The following is an 18078-nucleotide window of genomic DNA, read 5'->3' as shown; positions in this document are numbered from 1 at the left end:
GCGTCAGGTCCTTTCTTGCAAGTGGTGAACATCGCCGCGCTGCGCATCGCCGACGTAGAGACCGAAGTTACAGGTCTCCGCCTCCAGTGCGAATCGGCGCATCATGTCGGTAATCGCCAGGGTGGCAAAGGTCACCTTGGGGATGTCGCGGATTGCGCAGCGGGCGAAGACAGTGCCGGGCGCTTCGGTCTGCGCCAGGAAGTAAGAACATTGGGTATTTCCGTCGTCGAAAACCGCGTAGGCGGGCCCAAGGGTGACTGGTTGGCCTCGCGATGAGATGTTGTTGACAAGGGTCCGACGCACATCCTGCCGCTCAGTCGAGATCACTTGTGGCGGGCGATAGCCGGCCTCGGTCTTCTCCAAGAGCACATCGTCGCCCCGCGTGATGATCGCGCCCAAGAGCGCGCTTCTGCCCGCATGTTCAAGCGCGGCGCGTTCCAGGCCGAGGCTGAAGAACTGTCCCGCAGCATAGCCCAGGCCGCGCCCCTTATCGTGATTGAAGTCCTCTATTTTACCCACCAGAATGGCGTGATCGCCGGCCTCCATGACCCGGTGCGTGGTGCAGGAGAATTGCGCGACGGCTCCGTCGATCAGGATGTTACCGTGGTCATCTCCATGGTGCGTAGTGCGCGCGAAGCGGTCACCCTTGTAGCGCGCGAAGGTATTGGCCACCTCTTCCTGGCCTTCGGCGAGGACGTTCACGGCGAAGCGCGAGGCCCGCGCGAAGCTGTCGTAGGAGGACAGGAACTTACCCGGACACACCAGCAGGAGCGGCGGATCGAGCGAGACCGAGGAGAAGGAATTGGCGGTGAAACCCAGTGGTGTGCCGTCGGCAGCCTTCGTCGTGACGACCGTGACGCCAGTCATGAAACTGCCAAAGGCATGGCGCAGCGCGTGTGGATCGAGCGTGGTCATGTCCAGACCTCGCGCGCCAAGGCAAGGATCGCGTTGTTCATCTGCTCGGCATGGGTCAGCGGCATCATGTGCGCCGCGCCGGCAACGACCAGCGCTCGGCCCCTCGGCGCCAGCGCGGCCATGGCGCGTGACATCTCAGGGGTGGAATTTGGCTCCAGCGCGCCTGTGGCGAAGAGAGCGGGACAGGTGAGCGAGCCTATTGCGGCACGGCTCGGACAGTTGGTTTCGGCGAAGGCCGTGTAGGCCAGCTTGTAACCCTTCGGATCCACCTCGCGCAGCCAGCGCTCGCAGGCCTCGCGCTCGGGCGACATAACATGCCCGAACCAGCGCAGGAGGGTCGGCGCGGGGTCCGGCGCGTTCGTTCCGTCAAGCTCGGTGGCGCGGGCGCGCACGGCGGCAGAGGCTTCCGGCGAGCGTTCGAAAATGGTGTTCAGCGCAGCCACCGCACAGACCTTGGAAGGCACTTGCGCGGCCAGCGCCAGCGCGATGATCGCACCCATGGAATGGCCGATCACCAGAGCGGGTTCGGGGAGTGATCTGATCAGCGGCGCGACGCTCTGCACGTAGTGCTCCAGCGTCGGCGTCACTTCCGGGCAGGGACTATCCCCGTGGCCAGGCAGGTCCGGTGCGATCACGCGATAAGCCCCACGCAGCCCTTCGATCTGCGGTCTCCAAACTTCCGCGTTCAGGCCGACGCCGTGGAGTAGCACCACGGGACAGCCCTGGCCGAGGTCGATAGCCGAGAGGCCGGCGACGTCAAACCGCGGCAGGGTTGTCGAGGCCATGGCCCAATTCCTTGAGATCCTGGTAGCGGTCCCCGATGCGGTGATGCGGCCGGCCAGACAACGCTGCACCGAGCACGACGACAACTTCGTCGTCGCGCGGTGCGTCGGAAATCGAGAACTGGATTGTGAGGTAATGCGAGCGCCGCCCGGCGTCATTCTTATCCATCAAGGGCACCATGATCGGCGCGTTCGCTGGACCGCGGGTGTTGGTGAATGCAAGGTAGGACTTGGCGCCCACCGCTTCCCGGTAGTGGTTGCCGAAACGCAGGGTGTGGATGAGGCCCGATGCGTGCTCGATCTCGCCATCCAGACCCACGACAGCGGCCTTGCCATAGGCCTCGATCGCCTCCCCATCACCGGCGAGGGCGATCATCCGCTCGGTCATCATTTTTCCAAGCGCGGGCCCGTATGCGTAGATCTCTGCTTTCAGGTCTTCTACGAAACGTCCGGCCCAAGGGTTCTTCAGAATGGCAGCGACGGCGAACATGCGCCAAGGCGTCTCGGCTGCGCGAAACCCCTCGATGAAGACCTCCTCGTCATATGTCACGATTTTCCTGATCTCCGGTGTCATCCCATCCTCCTGTGCGCTTTGATCCAGAGCTACGAAGCGGCGGTGTTTTTGACAAACGACGGATTTATGTGCTTAGACATTACGAAACCTTATGGCTCACTTGATCATGGCAAAATCGCTTCCTCCGCTCGGCTGGCTGCGCTCCTTCGAAGCCGCCGCGCGCCACCTTAGCTTCACCGCTGCGGCTGACGAACTGGGCCTTACTCAGTCAGCCGTCAGCCAGCAGGTGAAGTCGCTCGAGACGCGGCTCGGCGTGCCACTTTTCCTGCGGCGCGCCCGAGGTCTGGACCTAACAGATGCCGGCCGGCGCCTGCTCCCAAACGTCCAGGTGCCGCTACTCGCCTTGGAGACTGCCATGGTCGGTATGGACAGGGAGCAGCCTGCAGACCTTCTCACGATCGCCACCTCGGTCAGCGTCGCGCACTGGGTTATCGCGCCGTTGCTCCCGAGGTTTCGCTGCCGGCATCCGAACCTGAAGGTCAGGCTGCTCAGCGCAATCTGGCCCGACGATTACCATACCCTCCGCGCCGACATCGAAATCCGGTTCGGATCGGCCCAGCAGGTTGGCGTGAATGCGAAGGCCATCCTACCCGATCGCCTGATCGCGGTGAAATCTCCGACGGTTGTGGGGCGCCCGCAGGAGCTGCCCCTGATTGAGGCTGTCGGCACCTCCAGCGGCTGGCGAAGTTGGGCCAAGGCAGTCGAGCCGGTGCCAGACCCGAGCCTGCACACCGACACCTACGGCATGGCACTACATCTCGCCGCGCTCGGCAACGGCGTCGCCCTCGTCAACGAATGGCTGGCCGGTCACGCCTTGCGACAGGGACTGGTGGAACTTGCCCACCCCGCATCGATCCCCGCTCACGAGGCGTATCACTTGTCAGTCGCTTCCAAAAAGCCGGAGGCTGCAGAGTTGTGCGCTTGGTTGGTGAGCGAAAACGACGGCGTGGTTGGTTAGTGCGGTATCTCTGGCGTGAAAAGCATCTGTCAGTGGTCATTCACAACGCAGTGCAGGAATGTCCGGTTTGGGCCGTCCGTGAAGACGGCCCACGCCTTTAGATTTCGATGGCTTCGGCGATAGCGAGTGCATCTTCCAGCTCTACGCCAAGGTATCTGACAGTGCTGTCCATCTTCGTGTGGCCCAACAGCAGCTGGACTGCACGCAGGTTGCCAGTCTTTCTGTAGATCTGCGTCACCTTTGTTCGTCGCATCGAATGCGTGCCGTACGCGCTCGCCTCCAAGCCAATCGACGTCACCCAGTCACGTACAATCCGTGCATATTGGCGGGTCGAGATGTGAAGACGTTCGTGAAATCGGCCGGGCCAGAGGTATTCGGATCGAACCATCAGCGGGTCTTGCATCCATCTGTCGAGGGAACCCCGCGTGCCTTCCGAGATTTCGAAGCGGACAGGTTTCTGCGTCTTGCTTTGCAGGACAGACGCCCGTTCCTTGAGCTGGCCGGACGCCATGACGTCGATCACCTTCATCCCGACCAGATCGCAGCCGCGCAGCTTGCTGTCGATGGCCAGATTAAAGAGCGCCAGATCGCGATGGTTCTCAGCCAGCTCAAGCCGAACCCTGATCGCCCAGACATGTTTGGGCTTGAGTGGTCGTTTCTGACCGACAATCCGGCCCTTGTTCCAAGCGGGGCGAAGCGCGCGAATGGCAGGTAAGTTTGGTGTTTCCATGACTGATCCTCCGATCCGCCGCACCCTCACACAACGACAACCCGACGTTGACAAGACACAGTACCACGGGAATGCTGCGCCGCCTCCGAGGTCGGCAGAGAGCCCAACATGACCGATGCTGCGGTCTACATCGATAAATGCGGTACCGTTCAAAGCCGCCTTCTAAAAATTCAGTTTTGCTTGTCTATTGATGGACAGGGGCGATTTACATGGAATTTCAGACGATTAAATAGTCCCGTTTGCATTAAATGGTCATGTTTCGATCGCGTTTTTCATGCTATGTCGCGCTTGCTACGACATGCACGTTCATCCTCTGCCGAGCGACAGTCTGCCTCAATCGGCCCGGGATAGAATAGCAGCTCCGGTGAAGAAAGGACGGCCAAGGACAACTCTGTGTCATGTCTATTCCGTTCACAGAACAGGAGTCCACCATCATCTATTTCTTCTTGTGCTCACCCAGATTGGTCAAGGCTTTGCTCTTCGTGAAATCGGCTGTCGCAACGACCTTTTCCTTCACCTTCTTGGGCTTCTTCGCTTCACGGTTGCCGCTTTGCTTGTCACCTTTGGACATTTTGATTGCTCCTGGTCCTGAGTTTTCTCTGACGCAGTGATCGGTGTTTGTTTCCATCAACACTGTGGGTTGGTGTCCCGGGGCTCCTGCCCGCGGGACGCCGCCATTCACATCATTCCGCCCATTCCACCCATGTCGGACATTTCGCTGCCGGCGCCGGCCTTCTCGGGCTTTTGCGCGACCATCGCTTCCGTCGTGATCAATAGCCCGGCAATGGACGCGGCGTTTTCGAGAGCGATCCGGACGACTTTCGTCGGATCAATGACACCGGCCTTCAGCATGTCGACGTATTCCTCGGTCTGCGCGTCAAAACCGAAGCTCGGGCTATCGTTCTCGATCACTTTGCCAACGACAACCGATCCGTCGACCCCGGCATTTCCAGCAATCTGGCGCAGCGGTGCCTGGAGCGCACGGCGGACGATCTTGATGCCGGCAACTTGATCATTGTTCTCCCCCTTCAGCGACGCCAGCACCTTACCGGCATGAACCAGGGCCACGCCGCCACCGGGCACGACACCTTCCTGAACCGCGGCACGGGTGGCATTCAGCGCATCGTCGACGCGGTCCTTGCGCTCCTTCACCTCGATCTCGGTTGCTCCGCCGACCCGGATCACGGCAATGCCGCCCGCAAGCTTGGCCAGCCGCTCCTGCAACTTTTCCTTGTCGTAGTCCGACGTCGTCTCCTCGACCTGCGCCCGGATCTGCGTGACGCGCGCCGCGATCGCACTTTTGTCGCCGGCACCGTCGATGATCGTCGTGTCATCCTTGGTGATCGCGACCTTCTTCGCCGCGCCGAGCATGTCCATTGTGACCTTCTCGAGCTTGGTGCCCATCTCTGCGGAAATCACCTGACCGCCCGTCAGCACGGCAATGTCCTCCATCATCGCCTTGCGGCGGTCTCCGAAGCCCGGTGCCTTGACGGCCGCGACCTTCAGCCCGCCGCGCAGCTTGTTGACGACCAGCGTCGCCAGTGCCTCGCCCTCGACGTCCTCAGCCACGATCAGCAGTTGCTTGTCGGCCTGAATCACAGCCTCCAGCAGCGGTACCATGGATGCCAGAGAGGTCAGTTTCTTTTCGTGCAGCAAGATGACGCAGTCATCCAGCTCGACGAGCATCTTCTGAGCGTTCGTAATGAAATAGGGGCTAAGGTACCCGCGGTCGAACTGCATGCCCTCGACCACTTCAGTCTCGGTCTCCAGTCCCTTGTTTTCTTCGACGGTGATTACGCCTTCATTGCCGACCTTGGCCATCGCATCTGCGATTTGCCGACCGATCGCGACCTCTCCGTTGGCCGAAATGGCGCCGACCTTCGCGATCTCGTCGCTGTCGCCGACGGGCCGGGACATGGTCTTGATCTCGGCCACAACCGCAGCGACGGCTTTGTCGATCCCGCGCTTAAGATCCATCGGATTCATACCAGCCGCGACCGACTTCATGCCCTCCCGGACAATCGCATGGGCGAGTACGGTCGCGGTCGTGGTGCCGTCGCCAGCCTCGTCATTGGTACGCTGCGCGACCTCCTTGACCATCTGCGCGCCCATATTCTCGAAATGATCCGACAGCTCGATTTCCTTGGCGACGGTCACACCGTCTTTGGTGATGCGCGGGGCACCCCAGGATTTGTCGATGATGACGTTCCGGCCTTTGGGGCCCAGGGTAACTTTGACGGCGTTGGCCAGCGTGTTGATGCCTTTCAGCATGCGGTCGCGGGCATCGGTACTGAATCTGACGTCTTTGGCGGACATGGTCGGGTGCTCCTGAGAATGAAATTTCGGCGTCGCTGTCGGGGTCAGGCCATGACGCCGAGAATGTCGCTCTCCTTCATGATCATGAGGTCTTCGCCATCGAGTTTGATTTCGGTTCCTGACCATTTTCCGAACAGGACCCGGTCGCCGACTTCGACAACCATGGCGATGCGGTCGCCGTCCTCGTCGTTTGCGCCGGCGCCGACCGCGACGATCTCGCCTTCCTGCGGCTTCTCTTTCGCGGTGTCAGGGATGATAAGCCCGCCTGCGGTCTTCGCGTCGCCTTCGATTCGGCGGACGAGAACGCGGTCGTGGAGTGGAGTGAACGACACTTGAGTGCTCCTTCTTCAGATGTTCAAGGGAGCATGGCGATGTTCGGAAGTGCATTGGCACTCGCCATACCGGAGCACCAATACTATTGAAATGATGGCTCGGCAGGGGTTCTACAATAGCGCCTCAAAGAATATCTTTCTGCTTTCCTTCAATGCATATCCATAATTGTTCCCGCACATCTTCGAAGCCCCACTTCACAAGCGTCGAACAGAGTTCCCGCCAGCGATGATCGCGTTGATCAAGTCCGATACGGCATGGTGCCTTTCCGTTTCGAATTCGATGCCGACGGCGTTCTCATGGGTCGCCGCCGCGTCGCGAAGGCCCACTATCTCGTGCTCTGGCAGAAGCCCGTGATCGTTCATGGCAAGCAGGAGCGTCTCGCATATCGACAGGACGCCTAGCCTGCATATTCGCTCGCCGTGGACATCCGGATTTCCTTTTGTGGCATCGTGAACCGGCGGGAAGGTGAGGTTCAAATGCATCGGTACTTCTCGCAGAAAGAGCTCTATGCTGAACTGATTCAGAGCATTGTCCGGGCCGATTTCCGCTCTTGGTTCACAACGCCGGGAGGCCCCATGGCATCAGTTGAACACAGCCCCCTCACCCGCAAGCTCTCAGCCTTCGTCGCCCTGTCCTGTAGTACGCAAGTCCTGTGCAATCAAAAGAGAAAATCTGAAACGCGGACCAAAGCAGCTATTCGTTCAATCGTAGCGAGAGCTTACTTTGTCCTGCACTACGGCCAGTCACCCTCCAAGAATGCTGCGAAATGCACGAATGGCAGCAATGCGAAAGCTGCTCCGCAGCGCAGAGACGGTCCGTCAAAGGCGGCTGTGGGCCGTTCGCATCGCCTGGGCGCGTTTGATGGAGTTGGCTATTGAAGACCTTTTTTCGGCGGTATGCTGACACTTACTCCTGCGCGAGGCAGGTATGCTTTTTGCGGAATGTCCGCCCACCAACGCGGTGACGTCTTGCTAACCACCAAGGGTAGGTGGCGGGATGACTTGAGCACGGCGCGCCAGGCGTTATGCACCGGAAACTGGTAAATTCTACGCGGCGCGATGGGAATTCGCTGCTTTCATGATTGACGTGTAGCTTAACGGCTGTGGCAGTATGGCCCAAAAGCAATAAAGGCACGCACAGAAGAAATGGCCGAACCGAGCGAGATGGATCTTTACCCAGACTGGGAATTCGTGCCCGACGCCGTGATGGGCGGCATCTCGGACGGGGACATGACGCACGAGACCTACCAGGGCCGTGAAGCGACTGTTCTGCGCGGCGATGTCTCTCTCGACAACAACGGCGGCTTCATCCAGATCGCCTTCAACCTGCGGTCCGATGGCACCGGGGTCGACGCAAGCGCCTGGGACGGGATCGCGCTGGACCTCTGCGGCAACGGCGAGACCTATGATATCCGCCTGCGCACTGATCAGCTGACACGGCCCTGGCAATCGTTTCGTACAGGGGTCCAGACCACCCGCCAATGGCAGTCCGTTCGCATCCCCTTCGATGCGGTTGCGCCGCACAAGACCGAGGCCACGTTCGACCCACGAAGCCTCCGGCGGATCGGCATCCTCGCTATCGGTCGGGAGTTTCGGGCCGAGATCGCGGTCGCCGGGGCGCGGCTCTATCGGACATGATACGTCGGCTGGCGGATTGAAGAGTCTTCCCTCACCTGCATCAATCCCCATGAAGCCATTTTCTTCTTCGTCCGGCCCGATATCAGCCAATCTCTCTATCCAAGCGGCGCAGATGGGCAGCGCTGTAGACGGCTGACACCGGTCCATTGGGGACCGGCACGGATGAGAAGGACCATCTGGAATGCCCAAAGACCTGTTTGCACCTTCACCACTATCGCAGTTCGTCGTTGCGAATTGCTCGGCGTTGACCTCGGCAGCGTCACTGCTCGGCGGCCCCGAGGCGGAGCAACGCGTCAAGGCGCTGGTCGATGAATTGACCCTCGCGCCGGCGGTCTCTCGCCGCCTTAACCGCGCGCTCGATGCGCTTGAAGACTTGCTGAGCCTGCGCCACGTCGATGATCTCGACCGTGTCGAGGCCGCGCGTTTTGCGATGATCGACCCGGAACACCCCGCTGTCGAGGAGGTTTGTCTTTTGCTTGAAGGTCTGCGCGCGGCGCGCGTGGCAGAAGATAGTAAGCGGTGATCCTCTATCCCCGCCTTGCGCCAACGAGTTGCAGGGCGGGGACTACGACACAAAGCGCCATTTCCGGTCTTCGCCAAAATTTTTTCTTCGCCTCCAGCCGATCGAGCCAATGTTCCAGTTACCAGCACAAAAACCCTACCCCTGAAACCGATCCGGAGAACCGCACAGGCCAGAAGCAAGATTTACGCACCTCCCGACACCGCCAATCTGACACCAGCAACAAACATGCGGCCTCTGCCGCAGGCTGGCTGTCGGGAGTTCTACCATGTTCATGAAACACGCCCCGCGCACCGATGACGGTGGCGCGTCTTGTGCGGCAGCCCTGGCCGCGCTCGACTTCCTGCGCCGACACGGTGGGGGACTTTGCGATCTCCTTGGTCTTTTGGCCGAGGAAACTGCGTTCGACGCGCTGTGCGAGTTGCATGCCCAGTCCGGAGCCTTGCTCCCTGATGCATGCGTTGTTCAGCGCGGGCTTCGGCAAATCCACGCAGCCCTCGCCGCACAGGAAACCTGTGCCATTGACGCGCTGAGCGTCAGAAAAGGTTATTGCGTCGACACCTCCGTTAGGTGGTACGGGGCTCGCGTCAGCGACCTTTTGGGCGCCTTTAGGTAACACGCCTGTAAATTCTGCCTAAACCATGCCCAAGCCGCGGTCTTTGCGACCGCGGCTTTCTTGTGTGATCTTCAGCGCCGTCCTAATTTAAGAGACTACGTGTCCTGAAGCGTGACCTTTGCGATCACTGCGTCAGAAACGGACCGCTATTTGAAATCGACTGGGCCCCGAAAACAGTGTCGATGTCCTGCAGAAGCACCGTGCCATCGAACATTGCGCTGGCTAAGATCAAAAAATGATGCGCTGTGCGCTTTGGGCTCTATAGAGACGAACCTATGTACTCTACAAGGAGTCAAACCATAGCAACATCGACTCTGAACGAGAGAAACATGGAACGGGCCTCTTAGCCCGATCCCGTTCTTTTGCTTGCAAAATGGCGCTTTTAACCCCGCCGGTGGCTATGAATTGGTAGTCGGAATAGAATAATAGCCGATCACCGCCCCTTACGCGCATTTGCTGTGGCCGCAGCTTGCGCAGGTCCTGCAGCCTTCGATCATGCGCAGGTCGTAGCTGCCGCAGGCGGGGCAGGCGGGGCCCTTGGGGGTGGTGAGGCTTGAGACCTGTGCCGTGGGGTCGGACTTTAGGCCGAGGCCCTCGCCCGCGAGAAAGCCGATCTGCACCATGTGGCGTTCCAGCACCCCGCCGATGGCGGCGAGGATCGAGGGGATGTATTTGCCGTTCATCCATGCGCCGCCGCGCGGGTCGAACACCGCCTTCAGTTCCTCCACCACAAAGCTCACATCGCCACCGCGCCGGAACACCGCCGAGATCATCCGCGTCAGCGCCACGGTCCAGGCGTAATGCTCCATGTTCTTGGAGTTGATGAACACCTCGAAAGGCCGCCGGTGCCCGTTCAACACGATATCGTTCACCGTCACGTAGATCGCGTGGTTGCTGTCGGGCCACTTGAGCTTGTAGGTCGCGCCTTCGAGTTCGGTGGGCCGGTCGAGCGGGTCGGACATGTAGATCACTTCACCGCCCTCGCCCGGCATCGCGCCCTCACCGGGCACCTTGTCGGCGCTCTCGCTCACGCTCAGCACGCTGCCGGTCACGTCATTGGGCCGGTAGGTGGTGCAGCCCTTGCAGCCGGTCTCATAGGCCTGCATGTAGACATCCTTGAACGCCTCGAAACCGATATCCTCGGGGACGTTGATGGTTTTCGAGATGCTGCTGTCGATCCATTTCTGCGCCGCCGCCTGCATCGCCACGTGATCCTCGGGGGCGAGGGTCTGCGCGTTCACGAAATGATCGGGCAGCGGGGCGTCACCCATCCGGTCGCGCCACATCTGCACGGCGTAATCGACCACCTCTTCCTCGCTGCGCGAGCCGTCCTTTTGCAGGACCTTGCGGGTGTAGGAATAGGCAAAGACCGGCTCGATCCCGCTGCTGACATTGCCGGCATAGAGGCTGATCGTGCCGGTGGGGGCGATCGAGGTCAGCAAAGCGTTGCGGATGCCGTGTTCGGCCACCGCCGCGCGCACTTCCTCGTCCATCGCCTGCATCGTACCCGAGGCCAGAAACGCATCGCGGTCAAAGAGCGGGAAAGCGCCCTTTTCCTTCGCCAGATCGGTGCTTGCCAGATAGGCGGCCCGGGCAATCGCGCGCAGCCAGCTTTCGGTCTGTGCCACGGCATCCTCGGCCCCGTAGCGCAACCCGCACATCAGGAGCGCATCGGCGAGCCCGGTAACCCCCAGCCCGATGCGCCGCTTGGCCTGTGCCTCGCGCGCCTGCGCCTCGAGCGGAAAGTTCGAGGCATCCACGACGTTGTCCATCATCCGCACCGCCAGCCCGACGAGGCGGGCGAGTTCGTCTTCGTCGACCGACGCGTACTCCCCGAACGGATCGCGCACCAGCCGTGCCAGGTTGATCGACCCCAGCAGGCAGGCGCCATATGGCGGCAGGGGTTGTTCGCCGCAGGGATTGGTCGCCGCGATCTCCTCGCAATAGGCCAGATTGTTGGCCTGATTGATCCGGTCGATGAAGATCACCCCCGGTTCGGCATAATCATAGGTGGCCTGCATGATCCGGTTCCACAGGTCGCGCGCCTGCACGGTGTGATAGACCCGACCGTCGAATTGCAGCTCCCACGGGCCATCGGCCTTGACCGCCTCCATGAAGGCATCGGTGACCAGAACGCTGAGGTTGAACATCCGCAGCCGCGCGGCGTCGGACTTGGCGGCGATGAAATCCTCGATGTCGGGATGGTCGCAACGCATGGTGGCCATCATCGCGCCGCGCCGCGATCCGGCGGACATGATCGTGCGGCACATCGCGTCCCACACATCCATGAAGCTGAGCGGCCCGCTGGCATCCGCCGACACGCCCTTGACCACCGCGCCCTTGGGCCGGATCGTCGAGAAATCATAGCCGATGCCGCCGCCCTGCTGCATGGTCAGTGCGGCCTCGCGCAGGTTATCGAAGATGCCGCCCATGTCGTCGGGAATGGTGCCCATGACGAAGCAGTTGAACAGCGTCACCTTGCGCCCGGTGCCCGCGCCCGCCGTGATCCGGCCCGCGGGCAGGAACTTGAAATCCTCGAGGGCGTCGTAGAACCGACCTTCCCAGATGTCCGGTTCGGCCTCGACCTCGGCCAGCGATCGTGCGATGCGCCGCCATGTGTCCTCGACGCTGGCATCGCCGCCGTCGTCGGTGATGTAGCGGTATTTCATAGTCCAGATCTGTTCCGCGATCGGGGCGGCAAAACGGGTCATGAGCGGCGATTCCCTTGCGTCAGAGACAGAGAGATACAATAACCCTCTCGCCTTGAGATTTCCACCATCTCTTGCCCTGCCCGGTGAGACCGCTACGATATATGGAGGAACCTGAGGATTCGCGCGTGGCTCTGCATCTCATCAAACTCAGCGTCGGCACCAAATCGGTCGAAGGGCTGATGGAATGGCATAGAAACCCGCGTGCCAAGGCCCCGGACGGCCATCCCTGCCATGTCACCCGGATGTGGCCAAAGCGCGAGACGGAACTGCTCGACGGTGGGTCGATCTACTGGGTGATTCAGGGGCTTGTGCAATGCCGTCAGCGCATCCTGCGGCTTGACGAGGTGACGGGCGGCGACGGTATCCGCCGCTGCGCCATCGTGCTCGACCCGGTGCTTATCCGCACCAGCACCGCGGCGCGGCGGCCGTTTCAGGGCTGGCGCTATCTGCCGGGGACGGATGCGCCTGCGGATATCGGCCCTGCACGTGCGGGCGATGACAGCCTGCCGCCGGAACTCTCGGCGGCACTGGCGGATATCGGGGTGCTGTGAAGGCTGCCCCGGTCCGGCGCGAACTGACACACGCGTCGCTCACCCGCTATTGACGTTGCGCGACCGTATCGTTCATTGCGCCGCATGCGCCCTGCGCTGATCCTTGTTCCAGACGGACCACTACCCGAAAGGACAAGTGACATGCGCCCCCAACTCCCCTTCATCAGCGTCGCAATCGCCCTCTTGTTCGCGGTCCCGGCCCTCGCAGAGGCCGACGCGCCGAGGTTCGACGCCGCGCAGGATCTGAGCTTTGACAGCGCGACGCAGAGCGCGTCCGTGGCGGTCTCCACGCAGTCCCGTTCGCCCAATCGGTCGGCCAACTGGACCGGCGTCTATATCGGCGGGCAGCTAGGATTCGGCAGCGTCGATACTTCGACCGGCGGCGAGAACGAGGATGTCATCGGGGGGGTCACCCTCGGCTATGACTATGATTTCGGCCAATGGGTGCTGGGCGGCGCGCTCGATTATGATTTCGCCGAAATCAATGCCGGTCCCGGTGCGGAAATCGAAGAGATCTTCCGCCTGAAAATCCGAGGCGGACCCAAGATCGGCAATGGGCTGCTTTACGGTGCGGCGGGCTGGGCCAATGCCGATACGGACACTCTCGGTGACGATGACGGTTGGTTCATCGGCGGCGGCTATGACTACATGGTCAACAGCCAGTTCTCGATTGGCGGCGAGGTGCTCTATCACGACTTCGACAGCTTCAATGGCAGTGGCAACGACATCGAGGCCACCACCGTGCAGATCCGTGCCACCTACCGTTTCTGACGGTCATACGGCGGCGCGTCCTCCAGCGTGCCCGCTGTTTTCGGTTCAAGGGGAAGACGTCAGAATTCACTCGATGGTTGCGCGTCAGTGACAGGGTTTTGCGGTTTTCCGCCGATTTTTCGTTAGATTTCAGCGTATCCCTGCCACTCACAGGGTCGTGACCATTCTGGGCGACACATGCCCTTGTCGGCAGTGGTATGGTGACCGATATGCATCGCAACGGCACGCGCCGTGCCCCGGATCGTGACGCGATTGCGGGGCGTGACAGACCACTGAAAGGACAAAACAATGCTGAAGACAACCACAGCCCTCGCGACAGTGACCGCGATTTTTGCAGCGCCCGCATTCGCAGGCAACGTGACCGAACCGGCCCCTGAGCCGGTGATTGAGGCCCCGGCGCCCGTCCCTGCGGCCCCCCTTTCGCCGAATTGGACCGGCTTTTACGGTGGTGGTCAACTTGGCTGGGCCAATGTCGATGCCGACGGATTCGATGACGATGACAGCCTGATCGGTGGTCTCACCGGTGGCTATGACTACGACTTCCAGAACGGGTTCGTCGTCGGTGCCGGCCTCGACTATGACTTCCTCGATGCCGATATCGGCAACGTCGCCACCGCCGAAGAAGTGTTCCGCGCCAAACTGCGCGGCGGCTACAAGATCGGTCGCGGTCTGGCCTATGCCACCGGCGGCTATGCCTGGGCGGATACCGACAATCTTGGCGACGATGACGGGTATTTCGTCGGTGCCGGGTATGAGCACATGGTGACTGAGCAAGTCTCGCTCGGCGGTGAAGTGCTCTATCACGAGTTCGAAGATTTCAACGGTTCGGGCTCTGACGTCGAAGCGACGACGGTTCAGGCGCGGGCGACCTTCCGCTTCTGATCCGGCTGGATTGAACTCAAGGGGGCAGTCCTTCGGGGCCGCCCTTTTGCGTGGCGGGTGCTAGCCGTGCCTCAGTCGAGATGCAGGCGGTTCTTGAGCGCCCGCAGCGTGTGCCGGTCGGCATCCTCCATCGGGGCCACGCGTGATTTGAAGAGCGTCGCCTGAGATTTCAGGATCATCCCGTCTTCCAATATTTTCAGGTGGTTGGCACGCAGTGTGTCGCCGGTCGAGGTGATGTCGGCGATGGCCTCGGCGGTCTCGTTCTTGACGGTGCCCTCGGTCGCCCCCTGACTGTCGACCAGCTGATAATCCGCGACCCCGTTCTCACGCAGGAAATCGCGCACAAGGCGGTGATATTTCGTGGCAATACGCAAGCGAAACCCGTGCTTGAGCCGGAACGCGGCGGCGGCGGCGTCAAGGTCGTCGAGATGGCTGACATCGACCCAACAGCGCGGCACCGCGAGCACCAGATCGGCCTGCCCGAAGCCCAGTTCGGCCAGTTCGCCGACCTGATTTTCCCATTGGCCGAGTTTTTCGCGCACCAGATCGGTGCCGGTCACGCCCAGATGAATGCGTCCGGCGGCCAGTTCGCGCGGGATTTCCCCGGCCGACAGCAGAATAAGTTCGACGTTGTCGATGCCCTGGACAAAGCCCGCATATTCGCGCTCGGACCCGGCGCGTCCCAGTTCGATGCCGTGTTTGCCGAACCAGTCGAAGGTTTTTTCCATCAGCCGCCCCTTGGACGGCACGCCGAGTTTCAGGGTCATGTCGCACCCCCAAGGCTCAGGACCAGACCGGGGCGGATGACCCCGCCGACGGCTGGAATCTCGCGCCCTTGCCCCAGTTGCCGGGTCAGCGCGTCATAGCGCCCGCCGGTCGCGACGGGGGGCAGGTCGGGGCGTTTTTCCGCATAGAACCCAAAGACAAAGCCGTCGTAATATTCCATCTGCGTGCGCCCGTAGCTGGCCTCGAAATCCAGTTTGGTGATGTCCAGACCGCGCGCCGTCAGCGCCTCCAGCCGTTTGGCGAGCCGGTCCACCGCGCCCTGAATCGCGGGCAGGTCCACGGCGATATCGCGCAGCCGTTCCAGTGCATTGTCGCTGGTCTCGCGCACCGCCAGAACCGCGTCGAGCAGTTCCACCTCGGTGGCCGAGATTGGGGCAGTTTGGGCGTCATCGCGCAGCGCCTTGATCCGGCTGGATATTTCATCCGGGCCGCGCAGCCCGATCATCGGTTCGGCCTTGGCCATCGGCTCTGCTGCGGCCAGAAGCGCCGCGCGCTGATCCGGCACCGGGGATTTGCCCGAAAACCGGTCGATCAGCGCGCGAAACCGCCGGGGCCGCCAGATATGCCGCCGGAGCGCCGCCTTGCGCCGCTCGGTCGTGCGCAGCCCTTCGACCGCGGCCATCAGGATGCCGATATCGCCCGTGGCCGCGCGCAGGCCAAGCGGGCGCAGGATATCGAAGAACATCGAGAACACCTCGGCATCCGCCGACTCGGGCGCGGCGCGCTCGAAGATCTCGAAGCCCACTTGCGTGTATTCATTGGCGCGGGCCGCATCCTCTTCCTGACGGCGAAATACCTCACCGGAATAGGTGTAGCGCGCGGGTTCGGCGCCGTGCTCCATATGCATCTGCACCACCGGCACGGTGAAATCCGGGCGCAGCATCTGCTCGCCGCGCAGGGCGTCCGAGGTCACGTAGGCGCGGGCGCGGATATCCTCGCCATAAAGATCGAGGAGCACTTCGGCGGGTTGCAGAACGGAGGTTTCAACGGGCAATGCCCCCGCCGCCTCGAAGAGGCCCCGCAGGCGCGCGGCCTCGGCGCGGACTGCGGCACGGTGCGGCATCAGCTTTGCCCCGTCAGGATGTCGCGGACTTTTTCGACCAGTTGGTCGCGCGGCACTTCGTATTGGCTGGGGCGTTCCTTCCATTCTTCCAGCGTCGCGCTTTCGGCGATTTGCGCGCCGAGGATCAGGTCTTTGATCTGCACCACGCTGCGCGCCTTTTCGTCGCCACCCTCGATGATCGCCACCGGGCTGCCGCGCCGGTCGGCGTATTTCATCTGGTTGCCGAAATTCTTCGGGTTGCCGAGATAGACCTCGGCGCGGATGCCTGCCTGGCGCAACTCGCCGACCATGGCCTGATAATCGGCCATGCGGTCGCGATCCATCACGGTGACGACCACCGGGCCCTGCGCCTCGCCCCCGATGCGGCCCTTTTCGCGCAGAGCGGCGAGGAGGCGGTCGACGCCGATGGAGACACCCACGGCGGGCACCTGCTGCCCGGTGAAGCGCGCGACGAGATCGTCGTAACGCCCCCCGCCCGCGACGCTGCCGAACTGGCGCGGGCGGCCCTTTTCGTCAAGGATTTCAAAGGTCAGTTCGGCCTCGAAGACCGGGCCGGTATAGTAGCCGAGGCCGCGCACGACGGAGGGGTCGATCACGATGCGGTCGGGGCCGTAGCCTTGGGCGGCAAGCAGGGTGGCGATCTCTTCGAGTTCCTTGATGCCGTCTAAACCGATATGGGAAACACCCTGTTCCTCGTGCAAGTCCAGCGAAGAAGTCCCCATCAACTCGCGTAGGTTAGTTAAGGTCTTGGTGTTATCGCTTCCGCGCGACTCCATAAATTTTACTACTCGGGATGCATCCTCAGAAGAAAGGCCGACACCTTTAATGAATGCGCCTGAGTCATCCTTTCGCCCCGTGGTCAATAACTCAAGCACTCCCGACGCACCGACCTTGTCGAATTTGTCAATTGTTCGAAGTACTGCTTCTGGATCGACAAACTCCCAGTCGCTCAATTTAGTATCAAGCGACTCACGGAAGCTTCGTGGCAACGCACGCGTTTTCTCGTTATCGACCATCAAGCCTTCTAAAATACCGTTCAGAACCTTGCGGTTATTCACTCGCACCACGTAGTCACCACGAGGGATGCCTACCTCTTCCAGCGCATCGGCCAGCATGGCGCAGATCTCGGCATCCGCCGCCATGCTGTTCGTGCCCACCGTATCCGCATCGCATTGATAGAACTGCCGAAACCGCCCCGGCCCCGGCTTCTCGTTGCGCCAGACCGGCCCCATGGCGTAGCGGCGATACGGCGTCGGCAGGTCGTTGCGGTGCTGGGCATAGACGCGGGCCAGCGGCGCCGTCAGGTCATAGCGCAGCGCCAGCCATTTCTCGTCCTCGTCCTGCCAGGCAAAGACGCCCTCGTTGGGGCGATCCACGTCGGGCAGAAACTTGCCAAGCGCCTCGACCGTCTCCACCGCACTCGATTCCAGCGCGTCGAACCCATAGCGATGATAGACCCCGGCGATGGCGTTCAGCATCGCGGCGCGCTCGGTCACGTCCGCGCCGAAATAATCGCGGAACCCTTTCGGCGTTTCGGCCTTGGGGCGGGGCTGTTTCTTGGGCTTGGCCATGGGTGTCGTCCTTGCGGCGGCTGTCGTGGCGCGGTCTAGCCGAAGGGCTGCGCGGGGGCAAGGCAAGCCGCATGATTGACCGCGCGCGCACGTGCGCGTAAGGCGATGCCATGACCGATCTGGAAGAGAAACTCGCCCACCTGATGCGCAGCGTCGATGACCTGTCGGATGTCATCGCGCGGCAGGACCGCGAGATCGATTGGCTGCGCGGGCGCGTGCAGATGCTGCTGGAGCGCGAGGCGGCGCGGCGCGAGGACAATGAGGGCAGCGTGTTCCTCGGCGACGAGCGCCCGCCGCATTATTGACGGGGACTGTGAAGGTCCGTGTCACCCCGGACGTGATCCGGGGTCTCGTGCGGCTCA

General features: G+C 61.7%; 21 protein-coding genes. 9 read left to right on the top strand and 12 right to left on the bottom strand.

The genetic code is table 11. The features are described from left to right. Positions 1 to 3: 3 nt before the first annotated feature. From BMX04_RS13910 to BMX04_RS13900, 3 genes are read right to left on the bottom strand one after another with little or no spacing between them, the layout of a single operon-like run. Positions 4 to 915 carry a flavin reductase family protein gene (locus BMX04_RS13910; RefSeq protein WP_074787453.1) on the bottom strand — a complete coding sequence of 304 codons (912 nt, stop codon included), beginning with the start codon at positions 913 to 915 and terminating at the stop codon, positions 4 to 6. After that, on the bottom strand, positions 912 to 1700 hold the full coding sequence (locus tag BMX04_RS13905; RefSeq protein ID WP_074787451.1) for an alpha/beta fold hydrolase: 789 nt from the start codon (positions 1698 to 1700) through the stop codon (positions 912 to 914). Before BMX04_RS13905 ends, BMX04_RS13910 begins: the two co-directional genes overlap by 4 nt. Continuing rightward, positions 1672 to 2271, bottom strand: a complete 600-nt coding sequence (locus BMX04_RS13900) for an amino acid synthesis family protein (protein WP_074787449.1) — start codon at positions 2269 to 2271, stop codon at positions 1672 to 1674. Before BMX04_RS13900 ends, BMX04_RS13905 begins: the two co-directional genes overlap by 29 nt. 106 nt (positions 2272 to 2377) lie before the next feature. Here BMX04_RS13900 and BMX04_RS13895 point away from each other — a divergent pair, with 106 nt between their 5' ends. Next, positions 2378 to 3229 carry a LysR family transcriptional regulator gene (locus BMX04_RS13895; protein WP_074787509.1) on the top strand — a complete coding sequence of 284 codons (852 nt, stop codon included), beginning with the start codon at positions 2378 to 2380 and terminating at the stop codon, positions 3227 to 3229. Positions 3230 to 3326: 97 nt separating this feature from the next. Here BMX04_RS13895 and BMX04_RS13890 read toward each other — a convergent pair whose 3' ends face one another. From BMX04_RS13890 to BMX04_RS13875, 5 genes are all read right to left on the bottom strand, one after another. Beyond that, the gene (locus BMX04_RS13890; protein ID WP_074787447.1) at positions 3327 to 3959 is read right to left on the bottom strand and encodes a tyrosine-type recombinase/integrase; all 633 of its coding nucleotides are present in this window, start codon (positions 3957 to 3959) and stop codon (positions 3327 to 3329) included. Between the two features lie 436 nt (positions 3960 to 4395). Next, positions 4396 to 4530 carry a hypothetical protein gene (locus BMX04_RS19770; RefSeq protein WP_276325617.1) on the bottom strand — a complete coding sequence of 45 codons (135 nt, stop codon included), beginning with the start codon at positions 4528 to 4530 and terminating at the stop codon, positions 4396 to 4398. A gap of 107 nt (positions 4531 to 4637) precedes the next feature. Next, on the bottom strand, positions 4638 to 6275 hold the full coding sequence (groL, locus tag BMX04_RS13885; RefSeq protein ID WP_074787445.1) for a chaperonin GroEL: 1638 nt from the start codon (positions 6273 to 6275) through the stop codon (positions 4638 to 4640). A 44-nt stretch (positions 6276 to 6319) separates the two neighbouring features. Continuing rightward, the gene (locus BMX04_RS13880) at positions 6320 to 6607 is read right to left on the bottom strand and encodes a co-chaperone GroES (protein ID WP_074787443.1); all 288 of its coding nucleotides are present in this window, start codon (positions 6605 to 6607) and stop codon (positions 6320 to 6322) included. A gap of 195 nt (positions 6608 to 6802) precedes the next feature. After that, positions 6803 to 7090 (bottom strand): hypothetical protein, encoded by a 288-nt coding sequence (locus BMX04_RS13875; RefSeq protein ID WP_244888558.1) that lies wholly within the window; start codon positions 7088 to 7090, stop codon positions 6803 to 6805. Between BMX04_RS13875 and BMX04_RS19575 the strand changes: the two genes are divergently transcribed. From BMX04_RS19575 to BMX04_RS13860, 4 genes are all read left to right on the top strand, one after another. Then, positions 7085 to 7486: a hypothetical protein gene (locus tag BMX04_RS19575; RefSeq protein ID WP_217644487.1), complete on the top strand. Its 402-nt coding sequence runs from the start codon at positions 7085 to 7087 to the stop codon at positions 7484 to 7486. The genes BMX04_RS13875 and BMX04_RS19575 overlap by 6 nt on opposite strands. Positions 7487 to 7753: 267 nt before the next feature. Further along, positions 7754 to 8245, top strand: coding sequence for a CIA30 family protein (locus BMX04_RS13870; protein ID WP_244888555.1), 492 nt, complete (start codon positions 7754 to 7756; stop codon positions 8243 to 8245). 181 nt (positions 8246 to 8426) lie between these two features. After that, positions 8427 to 8768: a hypothetical protein gene (locus BMX04_RS13865; protein ID WP_074787441.1), complete on the top strand. Its 342-nt coding sequence runs from the start codon at positions 8427 to 8429 to the stop codon at positions 8766 to 8768. Between the two features lie 265 nt (positions 8769 to 9033). Beyond that, positions 9034 to 9381, top strand: coding sequence for a hypothetical protein (locus BMX04_RS13860; RefSeq protein WP_074787439.1), 348 nt, complete (start codon positions 9034 to 9036; stop codon positions 9379 to 9381). A gap of 443 nt (positions 9382 to 9824) precedes the next feature. On the opposite strand, the gene BMX04_RS13855 is transcribed toward BMX04_RS13860, so the two are convergent. Then, positions 9825 to 12092, bottom strand: a complete 2268-nt coding sequence (locus BMX04_RS13855; protein ID WP_074787438.1) for an adenosylcobalamin-dependent ribonucleoside-diphosphate reductase — start codon at positions 12090 to 12092, stop codon at positions 9825 to 9827. Positions 12093 to 12193: 101 nt separating this feature from the next. On the opposite strand from BMX04_RS13855, the gene BMX04_RS13850 reads away from it, so the two are divergent. The 3 genes from BMX04_RS13850 to BMX04_RS13840 all read left to right on the top strand — a co-directional run bounded on the left by BMX04_RS13850 (position 12194) and on the right by BMX04_RS13840 (position 14296). Further along, the gene (locus tag BMX04_RS13850) at positions 12194 to 12643 is read left to right on the top strand and encodes a DUF1489 family protein (protein WP_074787436.1); all 450 of its coding nucleotides are present in this window, start codon (positions 12194 to 12196) and stop codon (positions 12641 to 12643) included. A gap of 141 nt (positions 12644 to 12784) precedes the next feature. After that, positions 12785 to 13414, top strand: a complete 630-nt coding sequence (locus BMX04_RS13845) for an outer membrane protein (protein ID WP_074787434.1) — start codon at positions 12785 to 12787, stop codon at positions 13412 to 13414. Positions 13415 to 13702: 288 nt separating this feature from the next. Then, positions 13703 to 14296 carry an outer membrane protein gene (locus BMX04_RS13840; protein ID WP_050662316.1) on the top strand — a complete coding sequence of 198 codons (594 nt, stop codon included), beginning with the start codon at positions 13703 to 13705 and terminating at the stop codon, positions 14294 to 14296. 71 nt (positions 14297 to 14367) lie between these two features. Here the strand turns inward: BMX04_RS13840 and hisG are convergent, their stop codons facing one another. From hisG to hisS, 3 genes are read right to left on the bottom strand one after another with little or no spacing between them, the layout of a single operon-like run. Next, positions 14368 to 15063, bottom strand: coding sequence for an ATP phosphoribosyltransferase (gene hisG / locus BMX04_RS13835; RefSeq protein ID WP_074787432.1), 696 nt, complete (start codon positions 15061 to 15063; stop codon positions 14368 to 14370). After that, positions 15060 to 16145, bottom strand: coding sequence for an ATP phosphoribosyltransferase regulatory subunit (locus tag BMX04_RS13830; protein ID WP_074787430.1), 1086 nt, complete (start codon positions 16143 to 16145; stop codon positions 15060 to 15062). Before BMX04_RS13830 ends, hisG begins: the two co-directional genes overlap by 4 nt. Further along, the gene (gene hisS / locus BMX04_RS13825; protein WP_074787428.1) at positions 16145 to 17716 is read right to left on the bottom strand and encodes a histidine--tRNA ligase; all 1572 of its coding nucleotides are present in this window, start codon (positions 17714 to 17716) and stop codon (positions 16145 to 16147) included. The genes BMX04_RS13830 and hisS overlap by 1 nt, the downstream gene beginning before the upstream one ends. Before the next feature lie 110 nt (positions 17717 to 17826). On the opposite strand from hisS, the gene BMX04_RS13820 reads away from it, so the two are divergent. Further along, entirely contained in the window at positions 17827 to 18021 is a 195-nt protein-coding gene (locus BMX04_RS13820) for a SlyX family protein (protein WP_050662312.1), read from the top strand. Positions 18022 to 18078 lie beyond the last annotated feature (57 nt).

This window comes from Roseovarius tolerans (assembly GCF_900109855.1).
Classification (GTDB): Bacteria; Pseudomonadota; Alphaproteobacteria; order Rhodobacterales; family Rhodobacteraceae; genus Roseovarius; species Roseovarius tolerans.
The sequence above is the reverse complement of the archived record's forward strand: the minus strand, read 5'-3'. Positions and strand labels throughout refer to the sequence as shown.